This is a genomic window from Aeromonas sp. Y311-2 (genome assembly GCF_027706025.1).
GTDB classification, from domain to species: domain Bacteria; phylum Pseudomonadota; class Gammaproteobacteria; order Enterobacterales; family Aeromonadaceae; genus Aeromonas; species Aeromonas veronii.
On the sequence record NZ_JAPDCL010000001.1, the window covers coordinates 325,501 to 337,993 of the forward strand.

A 12,493-nucleotide genomic window follows, 5' to 3' on the forward strand; every position below is an offset into this window, starting at 1 on the left:
TGACGCCAGGGCTTGCCACGCCACAAAAAAGCACTTTTTTTGCAGCGAAACGATGACCGCAGAATGGGTTGGCTAAAAGCGCAGCACTCCCTGCCGTGCGCGATCGTTTTCCCCCGGCCAGGGGGCCATCTCCTGCTCCAGCAAGTGGGTGATCTGGCGGGCCAGCTCAGGTGCCTGGGCGTTGTCGGCAGTATGTATATAGAGGTAGAGATCCTTGCCCTCGGAAAGCCACTGGTGCCAGTGGGGGAGCCAACTGGGCAGGAAGGGGTGATTGGCCGCCGGATCCGGCAGGCCGATAAAGCGCACCATGGGGGCGTTGGCGGTGGCCAGCAGATGCACCGGCAGGCGCGGTTTCTTGCCCTGGGCATCGACAAGGGCTGGCGTGGTTGCTGGCACCGAGAAGAGTGGCCGGCTGTCGAGCATCACCCGGTTCACACCCTGTTCCATCAGCAGCCGGTTCAATGCCCGCTCGGCCTCCCCCTTGGCGAAGAACTCAGGGTGACGCACTTCGAGGGCGTAGCGAAACGCCCGCGGCAGCCGCTCGATAAAGGCCGCCAGTCTGGCCAGCCCCTGTGGCCCGAAACGGGCGGGCAACTGCAGGGTGAGCAGCCCCAGCTTGTCGTGCAGCGGGGCGAGCAGACGAATAAAGTCGGCGACTTGTTTGTCTGCGCTCACCAGATCGCTCTGGTGGCTGATGGTTTGCGGAAATTTGAAGTTGAAACGAAAGTGATCGGGCACCGCATCGGCCCAGCGCTGTACCGTGTCCGGTGTCGGCAGGGCGTAGAAGGTGGTGTTACCCTCCACCGAGTTGAAGACGGTCGCGTAGTGGGCGAGGTGTTCGGCAGGCTTGGCGCCAAGGCCCAGTAACTGGCCGGGCCAGCTGGGGTGGGACCACTGCGGCAGGCCCAAATAGAGGCTCATGGTGGCTAATCTCTTCGCTCTTGGTGCATTCGTGCCGATTTTTTGCCCGCTTTTTGCCATCGAGTGCAAAAAACTGGCGAAAGGAGGCTGCTGGCCATTTTACCCAAAAGGGGGTTTTCCTCTATAATGCCAGCCCTTTTGTTTTTCAATTTCTTGTGACCCATGCCTATCTACGAATATCGTTGCGACGTCTGTGGCCATGAATTGGCAAAACTGCAAAAGCTTTCCGATGCCCCCCTGACCGACTGCCCGGCCTGTAGCAAGCCGAATCTGGTCAAGCTGATATCGGCGGCAGGCTTCCGGCTCAAGGGAACCGGATGGTACGAGACTGATTTCAAACCGGGTAAGAAAAAGAATCTGGCCAGCTGTGAGACAGACGGTGCTTGCCAGTCGTGCCCGGCGGCCCAAGGTTAACCGTCTCTCTACAATTTCGAAGGAAGAAGTCCATGCGCTCTATCTATTGCGGACAGGTCAATGAGGCCCATGCAGGGCAGACCATTACATTGTGCGGTTGGGTTCATCGTCGTCGTGATCTCGGCGGTCTGATCTTTATCGACATGCGCGACCGGGAAGGGATCGTTCAGGTGTTCTTCGATCCGGACAAACCGGATGCGTTCGCCCTGGCCTCCGAGCTGCGCGGCGAGTTCTGCATCCAGGTGACCGGCGTGGTGCGCACCCGTCCCGAGTCCCAGCGCAACAGCGACATGGCCACTGGCGCCATCGAAGTGTTCGCCCACGAACTCAACATCATCAACCGTGCCGAGCCGCTGCCGCTGGACTTCAATCAGGTCAACAGCGAAGAGATCAGCCTCAAGTATCGCTACCTGGATCTGCGTCGTCCCGAGATGGCCAAGTACCTGAAGACCCGTGCCAAGGCCAGCGCCTTCGTACGCCGCTTCATGGACGAGCACGGCTTCCTCGATATCGAGACCCCGATGCTGACCAAGGCCACCCCGGAAGGTGCCCGTGACTATCTGGTGCCGAGCCGCGTGCACAAGGGCAAGTTCTACGCTCTGCCGCAATCACCCCAGCTGTTCAAGCAGTTGCTGATGATGTCCGGTTTCGATCGCTACTACCAGATCGTCAAGTGCTTCCGTGACGAAGACCTGCGTGCCGACCGCCAGCCGGAATTCACCCAGATCGACGTGGAGACCTCCTTCATGACCGCGCCGCAGGTGCGTGAAGTGATGGAAGAGATGATCCGCAAACTGTGGCTGCACATCCTGAACGTGGATCTGGGCGACTTCCCGATCATGACCTTCGACGAAGCCATGCGTCGCTACGGCTCCGACAAGCCGGACCTGCGTCTGCCAATGGAGCTGGTCGATGTGGCCGATCTGCTGACCGCCGTTGAGTTCGCCGTGTTCGCCGGCCCCGCCAACGATCCGAAAGGCCGCGTGGCTGCCCTGAAAGTGCCGGGCGGCGCCGAGCTCTCTCGCAAGCAGATCGACGAGTACACCAAGTTTGTCGGCATCTACGGTGCCAAGGGCCTGGCCTGGATGAAGGTCAACGAAGCGGCCAACGGCATCGAAGGGGTACAGTCCCCGGTGGCCAAGTTCCTCTCTGACGCCATCGTGCGCGAGATCCTGACCCGTACCGGCGCGGCCGACGGCGACATCATCTTCTTTGGCGCTGACAGCAAGAAAGTGGTCTGCGATGCCATGGGCGCCCTGCGTCTGAAAGTGGGCCGTGATCTGGCTCTGCTGGAGAACAGCTGGAAACCGCTGTGGGTCATCGACTTCCCGATGTTCGAGGAAGATGGTGAAGGTGGTCTGGCCGCCATGCACCACCCGTTCACCGCGCCGAGCAACATGAGCCCGGCCGAGCTGAAAGCCAACCCTGTGGGTGCTTACGCCAACGCCTACGACATGGTGATCAACGGCTACGAAGTGGGTGGCGGCTCTGTCCGTATCCACAACAGCGAGATGCAGTCCACCGTGTTCGACATCCTGGGTATCACCCCGGCCGAGCAGCGCCTGAAGTTCGGCTTCCTGCTGGATGCCCTGAAGTACGGTACCCCGCCGCACGCCGGTCTGGCCTTCGGTCTGGACCGTCTCAGCATGCTGCTGACCGGCACCGAAAACATTCGGGACGTCATCGCCTTCCCGAAAACGACCGCGGCCGCCTGTCTGATGACAGACGCCCCCAGCCTTGCCAACGCCGCCCAACTGGGTGAGCTGGCGATTGCAACCACCGTCAAGGGCGACGAGTAAGCCGATACCGGCACCGGAGGCCGCCGCCGTGCGGCCTCTGTGTTTCCCTTGGGTTAGTCATGATCAGTGTTACTGACATTTAAAAGATAACGGAGAGTCTCTATGGCAGGTCACAGTAAATGGGCCAACATCAAACACCGCAAGGCCGCTCAGGACGCCAAGCGTGGCAAGATCTTCACCAAGTTGATCCGCGAAATCACTACCTCCGCGCGTCTGGGTGATGCCGATCCGGCCAACAACCCGCGTCTGCGTGCTGCGGTGACTGCCGCCCTGACCAACAACATGACCCGCGACACCATCAACCGTGCCATTCAGCGTGGCGCCGGTGGTGGCGATGGCGAACAGCTCGAGACCATCGTGTACGAAGGTTACGGCCCGGCTGGCTCTGCCGTGATGGTAGAGTGCCTGACCGACAACCGTAACCGTACCGTAGCCGAAGTGCGTCACGCCTTCAGCAAGTGCGGTGGCAACCTAGGCACCGACGGCTCCGTTGCCTATCTGTTCAGCAAGAAAGGTCTGCTGACTTTCGTGGGCGTAGACGAAGATGCCCTGATGGATGCCGCGCTGGAAGCGGGCGCCGATGACGTGGTCACCGAAGAGGATGGCACCATCGAGGTGTACACCACCCCGAACGACTTCGGTACCGTGCTGGACGGTCTGGAAGCTGCCGGCTTCAAGGCCCAGAGCGCCGAAGTGACCATGATCCCCTCCACCGAAGCGGAGCTGGATGCAGAAACTGCACCCAAGCTGATGCGTCTGATCGACATGCTGGAAGATCTGGACGATGTGCAAGAGGTGTATCACAACGGCTCCATCTCCGATGAAGTCGCTGCGACCCTCTGATCGCTGAATTGTGCTCTCCCGATGGCAGCCTGATGGCTGCCATTTTTTTATCTTTGCATCGTGGCAACTGCTGATGTGTCGGTTGCGCAACCGGTGCTACAACTCTCTTCACTGACAATCTTTCCCGCTTTCTCTGCGCATCATCATTGCTCTATTCATGCCAGTCGGTTGGCCCTGCACGTATGCCAGTCGCAGTTCTGCTGCATTGCGTTAGTGAGGCTCCGCCTATCCTGTTTATCACCCCTATAGCTCTTGAGATGGCGTTGACTGCTCACATCTGCCCGTCAGGGTAATTCGTTGCGGGTAGGGGAGAGGAGGTGATGGGGAGTGCTCTTGTTATCAGAGGGGTCCATCAATACAGAGTCACAGGTTGGGATGTTGATAGCGGATTGGCTGGGGCGAGTTGGTTGGTTGGGAAGTTAGGGGCTGCACTACCGCAATCGGCTGGAGAGAGGAGCTCTGTGATAAGTGGCAGATAAAAAAAGCCCGCGCAGTGCGCGGGCTTGTTATCTCAGGACTGGTTATCAGGCCTTGGATTTCTTCTTGCCTTCAACCTTGGCTTCAACCGGGGCAGCAGTTACCGGAGCGGCTTCGGTGAACGGACGACCGTAGTAGGAGTCCAGCAGAACCTGCTTCAGCTCGCTGATCAGCGGGTAGCGCGGGTTGGCGCCGGTGCACTGGTCATCGAAAGCTTCGATAGCCAGCTGGTCAACCTTGGCCAGGAAGTCAGCTTCAGTCACGCCAGCTTCGCGGATAGAGGCCGGGATACCCAGGGTCGCCTTCAGCTCGTCCAGCCAGGTCAGCAGCTTCTCGATCTTGGCGGCGGTGCGGTCACCGGCAGCAGTCAGACCCAGGTGGTCAGCGACTTCGGCGTAACGACGACGAGCCTGCGGACGGTCGTACTGGGAGAACGCAGTCTGCTTGGTCGGGTTGTCGTTCGCGTTGTAGCGGATGACGTTGCTGATCAGCAGGGCGTTAGCCAGACCGTGCGGAATGTGGAACTCGGCGCCTAGTTTGTGAGCCATGGAGTGGCACACACCCAGGAAGGCGTTGGCGAACGCGATACCGGCGATGGTGGCAGCATTGTGCACCTTCTCACGAGCGATCGGGTCGTTGGCACCGTTCTGGTAGCTGGACGGCAGGTACTCTTTCAGCATTTTCAGGGCTTGCAGCGCCTGGCCGTCGGAGTACTCGTTAGCCAGTACGGAAACATAGGCTTCCATGGCGTGAGTCACGGCATCGATACCACCGAAGGCACACAGGGACTTCGGCATGCCCATGACCAGGTTGGCATCAACGATGGCCATATTCGGGGTCAGCTCGTAGTCAGCCAGCGGATACTTCTGACCAGACACTTCATCGGTTACTACTGCAAACGGAGTGACTTCAGAACCGGTACCGGAAGTGGTGGTGATACAGACCAGTTCGGCCTTCACGCCCATTTTCGGGAACTTGTAGATACGCTTGCGGATATCCATGAAGCGCATGGCCAGATCTTCGAACGCAGTGTTCGGGTGCTCGTACATCACCCACATGATCTTGGCTGCATCCATCGGTGAACCACCGCCCAGCGCCAGGATAACGTCCGGTTTGAAGGAGTTGGCCATCTCGGCACCCTTGCGAACCACAGCCAGGGTCGGGTCAGCTTCTACTTCGTAGAACACTTCCACTTCCATATTCTGTGCTTTCAGCAGGCTGACCAGTTCATCGGCGTAGCCGTTGTTGAACAGGAAGCGGTCAGTTACGACCATGGCACGCTTTTTACCTTCCAGGTCGCTCAGAGCGATCGGCAGGGAACCACGACGGAAGTAGATGGATTTCGGAAGTTTGTGCCACAGCATGTTTTCTGCCCGTTTTGCGACTGTCTTCTTGTTGATCAGGTGCTTCGGACCCACGTTTTCGGAGATGGAGTTACCGCTCCAGGAGCCGCAACCCAGGGTCAGGGACGGAGCCATTGCGAAGTTGTACAGGTCACCGATACCGCCTTGGGTAGACGGAGTGTTGATCAGGATACGCGCGGTCTTCATCTTGTCGCCGAAGTACTTGATGCGGTCAGCGTTGCGGTCCTGGTCGGTGTACAGACCTGAGGTGTGGCCGATACCACCGATGTTGACCATGTCACAGGCCATATCAACGGCGTTTTCGAAGCTGCTTGCACGGAACATACCGAGCAGCGGGGACAATTTCTCGTGAGCAAACTCATCTTCTGCACACAGCTTGACGCCTTCACCGATCAGGATCTTGGTATCAGCCGGTACAGTCACGCCTGCCATCTCGGCAATCTTGGTGGCTGGCTGACCGACGATGTTGGCATTCAGGGCACCGTTGATCAGGATGACTTTACGTACCTTGTCAGCATCTTCTTTGGAGAGCACGTGGCCCTTGTGGGATGCAAAGCGCTCTTTAACTTGGTCGTAGATGGCATCAACAACGATGACTGCCTGCTCGGAAGCACAGACCACGCCGTTATCGAAAGTCTTGGACATCAGGATGGAGGCAACGGCACGCTTCACGTCGGCGGTTTCGTCGATAACGATAGGTACGTTACCGGCACCCACACCGATAGCAGGCTTACCGGAGGAGTAGGCTGCTTTCACCATGCCCGGGCCACCGGTGGCCAAGATCAGGTTGATGTCTTCGTGCTTCATCAGGGCGTTGGAGAGCTCAACAGACGGTTGGTCGATCCAGCCGATGATGTCTTTCGGTGCACCAGCGGCAACAGCGGCATCCAGTACCAGCTTGGCAGCGGTATTGGTGGAGTTCTTGGCGCGGGGGTGCGGGGAGAAGATGATGGCGTTGCGGGTCTTGAGCGCGATCATGGATTTGAAGATCGCAGTAGAGGTCGGGTTGGTGGTCGGAACGATACCACAGATGATACCTACCGGCTCGGCGATGGTGATGGTACCCATCTGATCATCTTCGCTCAGAATGCCGCAGGTTTTCTCGTCTTTGTACTTGTTGTAGATGTATTCGGAGGCGAAGTGGTTCTTGATAACCTTGTCTTCGATGATACCCATACCGGATTCTTCCACGGCCATCTGGGCCAGGGGGATACGGGCGTTGTTGGCGGCCAGGGCGGCGGCACGGAAGATCTTGTCTACCTGCTCTTGAGAGAAGCTGGCGAATTCACGCTGGGCTTCCTTAACGCGGGCGACCAGTGCATCCAGTTCAGCCAAATTGGTTACTGCCATGTTTATCTCCTGATTATTTGAAAACTGTTTAGTAAGACGTTGGCAATGCCCGGCAATTATAGTCGCCCTGTCAAGACGGTATCGTTGCAACAGCTTTTTCACATGCCTTACTAAATCGCTTTCTGAGTCGATTATAGAGCGGGGCTGACTCAGAAAAACTTGATCTGGATCATGTGTAACAAAAGAACAAAAGAAATTTTATTTCACAATCCTTGTTTGACTGATGTTATCGGAATGTGCATCAAAGGGAAAGGTGAGAGACTTGTTAATGCAGAGTAATAAACCACATTTATCAAGTGGTTAATTGCACTCGGCCATAGTATTACAGAGCTATTTTGGCGGTATAGGTTAGCAAATATGAGTGAATTGGTTTCAAAATCACCGACAAACGCACTTTATTCCAGCGTTTGTTGCAAAAATGATTGTTGTTTTAATCCATGACTAATCCGCTTTATTCCCCAAGGAGGCTATTTCTGCCCGCTTTCCCGGTTTTTGCATTGTGGCTCTCTTGCCGAGTCAATGAAGTGATGTCTGGCCTGAAATAGTGGGAAGGCAAAGCTTGGATTCTCTCGAGTCGCTTGGTTATTCGGTCAGTCACCGTCTTATTCTCTGGTCATGACTAAGCAGGCTTGCGCTCACTTTTCTGGCGCGTGTCGGGCGGTAGAAAGGGCTTTTGGCATCGGTTTATGCCAGTTAGCGCGGATGCATTAGATGAACTAACTAAAAAACCCTCAAAATGGTGAGATTATTTGATTGGTGCCCGCTCTGGCTATGATGTAAATTTACGCACGAAATTAATGGACTGGCCCGCTGGGCCCGAAACTCTATTGGAAGGCGCCTATGGCAGCAATTGACGTCTCGTTGTATCTGAAGTTTTTTGTCGGTTTGTTCGCAATTATCAACCCGCTTGGTTTGTTGCCGGTGTTTGTCAGCCTGACCAGCCACCATACCCAGGCCGAGCGGATGAAAACCAATACCACCGCCAATATCGCGGTGATGGTGATCCTGCTGGTCTCCATGTATATGGGGCAGCTGATCCTCGATGGGTTTGGCATCTCGCTGGCATCGTTCCGGATCGCCGGTGGGTCGCTGATTACCCTGATTGCCTGGTCGATGCTGCAGGGCAAGCTGGGCGAGGTGAAGCACAACAAACAGGAGAAGGGTGAACTGGCGGTGCGCGAGTCTATCGCCGTGGTACCGCTGGCGCTGCCGCTGATGGCGGGCCCAGGAGCCATCTCCTCGGTGATTGTCTATGCCAGCCAGAGCCACTGGCAGCAGCTGCTCGGCATGTCAGTGGTTGTCGTGGTCTTCTCCTTCTGCTCCTGGCTCATCTTCCGCGCCGCGCCGCTGCTGTTCAAGATCATGGGCAACACCGGCATCAACGTGGTGACCCGTATCATGGGTCTTATCATGATGTCGCTGGGTATCGAGATCATGGTGGCCGGTATCAAGGGGGTTTTCCCCAGCCTGATGTGAGCCAGCTCCGCTTTATGAAAGCCGGTCCTCGTGACCGGCTTTTTATTGGTTGCTTTTTGCCCGGTCTTTTCTAGAATCGGTCGTTTGTGTGAAAAATGAGCGCTTTGCTGGTGTTTTAATACTGAAAAAGCGCATGCTAGCTGATTTTTTGACCAGAAAATGACGATTACCCTGACAATATCTGTTGCATTATCGGAATTGGCAGGGAATTATGCTGGGAGCGGGTTTTAACCCCGTCACTTTAAAAAACGCATGGAATGTTCTTGTTGGAGTAGGGAAATGACTCATAAAAAAACAATGATTAACACATTGCTGGTGGCTGCACTGTTTGGTGGCGTCAATGTGGCTCAGGCTGCCGATGTCCCGGCGGGAACCAAGCTGGCTGAAGTCCAGCAACTGGTAAAAGGCAACGGCTCCGAGCCTGCGACCCTTGACCCGCACAAGACCGAAGGAACGGTCGAATCCAATATCCTGCGCGACCTGTTCGAGGGTCTCGTTGCTTCCGGCCCGAAAGGGGAAATTCTCCCGGCTGTGGCTGAATCCTGGGAAACCAAGGATAACAAGCACTACGTCTTCCACCTGCGCAAAGATGCCAAGTGGTCCAACGGTGACCCGGTCACTGCCCACGATTTCGTCTTTGCTTTCCAGCGTGCCGTTGATCCGAAAACCGCCTCTCCTTACTCCTGGTATCTGGAGATCCCGACCATTGCCAATGCCTCCGAGATCATCGCAGGTAAAAAGCCGGCTGATACGCTGGGCGTGAAGGCGAGCGACGACTACACCTTCGAAGTACAACTCGAGAAAGCGATCCCTTACTTCGTCAGCATGCTCTCCCACACCACCACCTATCCGGTACCGAAGAAGGTGATCGAGAAGTTCGGTGACAAGTGGACCCAGCCGGAAAATATGGTATCCAACGGTGCCTATGTCCTGAAGAACTGGGTGGTGAACGAGCGCGTCGAAGTGGAGCGCAACAAGCACTACTGGAACGATGGCAAGACCGTTATCAACAAGGTGGTCTATCTGCCCATCCAGTCTACCAACGCCGACTTGAGCCGCTATCTGGCGGGCGAAGTGGACATCACCTATCAGATGCCCATCGAGCGCTTCAAGCAGATGAAGAAAGAGAAGCCGGACGAGCTGAAAGTGACCGGTTATGTTGGTACTTACTACTACCAGTACAACGTCAAGAAGAAGCCGTTTGACGATGTGCGTGTCCGTACTGCGCTCTCCTATGCCATCGATCGCGACGTGATCGCCGACAAGGTGATGGGTCAGGGTCAGACGCCCGGTTACACCCTGGTGCCGGACTTCGTCGATGGCTTCAAGCCGGTCGCCCCCGAGTGGTCGAAGATGACCCAGGCCGAGCGTGATGCCAAGGCCAAGGCGCTGCTGCAAGAGGCCGGTTTCGATGCCAGCAAACCGCTGAAGTTCGAGCTGCTCTATAACACCGACGACAACCACAAGAAAGTGGCTGTGGCCGTGGCATCCATGTGGAAGAAGCTGGGCGTGCAGGTGAGCCTGGTCAACCAGGAGTGGAAAACTTACCTGGAAACCAAGAAACAGGGTCAGTTTGACGTAGGTCGTGCCGGCTGGATCGCCGATTACAACGAAGCCTCCTCCATGCTGGATCTGATGCAGACCACCCACGGTAACAACGACGGCAAGTACTCCAATCCGGAGTTCGACAAGCTGATGGATTCATCCCGTGATCAGGTCGATGTGGCTGCCCGTAACAAGCTCTACGTCCAGGCTGAAGAGATCCTGGCCAAGGACATGCCGATCGCCCCCATCTACCAGTACGTGACTGCCCGTATGGTCAAACCCTATGTAGGCGGCTACCCGGCCAACCCGCTGGATAACCTCTACAGCAAAGATATGTACATCATTGCTCACTGATTTAAAGCAACAAGTCGCATAACAAGCAGGGCCCGCCAGACGGCGGGCCTTTATTACAATCGCGACCCTTTGGAAGCAGTACAGGACAGGAAATGTCTATGTTGAAATTCATTTTTAAACGGCTATTGGAAGCGATCCCGACTCTGCTGGTCTTGATCACCGTCTCTTTCTTCATGATGCGTTTCGCCCCGGGTAACCCCTTTACCAGCGAGCGTTCACTGCCCCCCGAAGTCATCGCCAACATCGAGGCCAAATACGGGCTCGACAAACCCATTGGCATGCAATATCTCACCTACCTGGGCAACCTGGTGCAGGGTGATTTGGGCCCCTCTTTCAAATACAAGGATTTCACCGTCAATGATCTGGTGAGCCAGGCGCTGCCTGTTTCCGCCAAGATCGGGACCACGGCCTTCTTCTTCGCCGTGCTGCTGGGGGTCACCTTCGGCACCATAGCGGCCCTGAAACAGAACACCATCATCGACTATCTGCTGATGTCGTCGGCCATGGCCGGGGTGGTGATCCCGGGCTTTGTGCTGGCGCCCTTGCTGGTGCTGTTCTTCAGTATTCATCTGGGTTGGTTCCCTGCCGGTGGCTGGCAGGGGGGTGGCATCCAGTTTATGGTGCTGCCGGTGTTCGGCATGATGATGTACTACATCTCTGCCATCTCGCGGATCATGCGGGGCAGCATGATCGAGACCATGAACTCCAACTTCATCCGTACCGCCCGTGCCAAGGGCTTGCCGCTGCGCCACATCATCCTGAAACACGCGCTGCGTCCAGCCATGCTGCCGGTGGTCTCCTATCTGGGCCCGGCCTTTGTCGGCATCATCACAGGTTCCGTGGTGATCGAGACCATCTTCGGCCTGCCGGGGATCGGTCAGCTGTTCGTCAACGGTGCCCTTAACCGTGATTACTCCATGGTGCTCGGTCTGACCATTCTGGTCGGCGCCCTCACCATCACCTTTAACGCTGTGGTCGATATTCTCTACGCCTTTATCGATCCCAAGATCCGTTACTAATTCGGGAGTTCATCATGGTTGTTTCAACTGAAAAACGCGATGCCGTCGAGGCGTTCGCGCAAAAAGTGGAAGTGGTGGAGGGGCGCTCCCTGTGGAAGGATGCCCGTCGCCGTTTCCTGCGCAACAAGGCGGCCCTGACCAGCCTGATCATTCTGACCATCATCGGTCTGGCGGTCATCTTTGGCCCCCATTTGTCCCAATACACCTTTGACGATCCGGACTGGGGCGCCATGCAGTCGCCGCCCGATATGGAAGCGGGTCACTACTTCGGAACCGACAGTCTGGGGCGCGATCTGTTCGTGCGCACCCTGCTGGGCGGTCGCATCTCCCTGATGGTCGGCATCATGGGCGCCATGGTGGCGGTCATCATCGGTACTTTGTATGGCGCGGCCTCCGGCTTTATCGGCGGGCGGGTCGACAGCCTGATGATGCGGGTACTGGAGATCCTCAACGCTTTCCCCTTCATGTTCTTCGTCATCATGCTGGTCACCTTCTTTGGCCGCAATCTGGCGCTCATCTTTATCGCCATCGGGGCGGTGAGCTGGCTCGACATGGCGCGTATCGTGCGGGGCCAGACTCTCAGCCTCAAGAGCAAGGAGTTTATCGAGGCAGCCCACGTCTGTGGCGTCTCCAAGTGGAAGATCATCACCCGTCACATCGTACCGAACGTACTCGGTATCGTGGCCGTCTACGCCACCTTGCTGGTGCCGGGGATGATCATGTTTGAATCCTTCCTGAGTTTCCTGGGCCTTGGAGTTCAGGAACCGATGACCAGCTGGGGTGCCCTGCTGGATGAAGGCTCCAAGTCGATGGAAGTGGCCATCTGGCAACTGCTGTTCCCCGCCTGCTTTATGGTGGTGACCCTGTTTTGCTTCAACTTCCTCGGGGATGGTCTGCGTGACGCCCTCGATCCGAAAGATCGTTAATCGAG

Annotated in this window: 9 protein-coding genes; 7 read left to right on the top strand and 2 right to left on the bottom strand. The window is 56.6% G+C overall.

The window, feature by feature from the left end; all coding sequences use genetic code 11:
• Positions 1–72 precede the first annotated feature (72 nt).
• Positions 73–921 (bottom strand): DUF72 domain-containing protein, encoded by an 849-nt coding sequence (locus tag OKC42_RS01450; RefSeq protein WP_270818997.1) that lies wholly within the window; start codon positions 919–921, stop codon positions 73–75.
• A gap of 162 nt (positions 922–1,083) precedes the next feature.
• Between OKC42_RS01450 and OKC42_RS01455 the strand changes: the two genes are divergently transcribed.
• From OKC42_RS01455 to OKC42_RS01465, 3 genes are all read left to right on the top strand, one after another.
• Entirely contained in the window at positions 1,084–1,335 is a 252-nt protein-coding gene (locus tag OKC42_RS01455) for an FmdB family zinc ribbon protein (RefSeq protein WP_005337686.1), read from the top strand.
• Between the two features lie 32 nt (positions 1,336–1,367).
• Positions 1,368–3,134, top strand: a complete 1,767-nt coding sequence (gene aspS / locus OKC42_RS01460) for an aspartate--tRNA ligase (RefSeq protein WP_270818998.1) — start codon at positions 1,368–1,370, stop codon at positions 3,132–3,134.
• Positions 3,135–3,236: 102 nt separating this feature from the next.
• Complete coding sequence (locus OKC42_RS01465) at positions 3,237–3,977, top strand: YebC/PmpR family DNA-binding transcriptional regulator (protein WP_005337681.1); 741 nt, start codon at positions 3,237–3,239, stop codon at positions 3,975–3,977.
• Between the two features lie 524 nt (positions 3,978–4,501).
• Here OKC42_RS01465 and adhE read toward each other — a convergent pair.
• The gene (adhE, locus tag OKC42_RS01470; RefSeq protein WP_019446648.1) at positions 4,502–7,168 is read right to left on the bottom strand and encodes a bifunctional acetaldehyde-CoA/alcohol dehydrogenase; all 2,667 of its coding nucleotides are present in this window, start codon (positions 7,166–7,168) and stop codon (positions 4,502–4,504) included.
• A gap of 840 nt (positions 7,169–8,008) precedes the next feature.
• Between adhE and OKC42_RS01475 the strand changes: the two genes are divergently transcribed.
• From OKC42_RS01475 to oppC, 4 genes are all read left to right on the top strand, one after another.
• Positions 8,009–8,644, top strand: a complete 636-nt coding sequence (locus OKC42_RS01475; protein ID WP_005337678.1) for a YchE family NAAT transporter — start codon at positions 8,009–8,011, stop codon at positions 8,642–8,644.
• A 279-nt stretch (positions 8,645–8,923) separates the two neighbouring features.
• Positions 8,924–10,543, top strand: coding sequence for an ABC transporter substrate-binding protein (locus tag OKC42_RS01480; protein ID WP_270818999.1), 1,620 nt, complete (start codon positions 8,924–8,926; stop codon positions 10,541–10,543).
• A gap of 98 nt (positions 10,544–10,641) precedes the next feature.
• Positions 10,642–11,562, top strand: a complete 921-nt coding sequence (oppB, locus tag OKC42_RS01485; protein ID WP_005337672.1) for an oligopeptide ABC transporter permease OppB — start codon at positions 10,642–10,644, stop codon at positions 11,560–11,562.
• A 14-nt stretch (positions 11,563–11,576) separates the two neighbouring features.
• The gene (oppC, locus tag OKC42_RS01490) at positions 11,577–12,488 is read left to right on the top strand and encodes an oligopeptide ABC transporter permease OppC (protein WP_005337670.1); all 912 of its coding nucleotides are present in this window, start codon (positions 11,577–11,579) and stop codon (positions 12,486–12,488) included.
• The last annotated feature ends 5 nt before the right edge of the window (positions 12,489–12,493 follow it).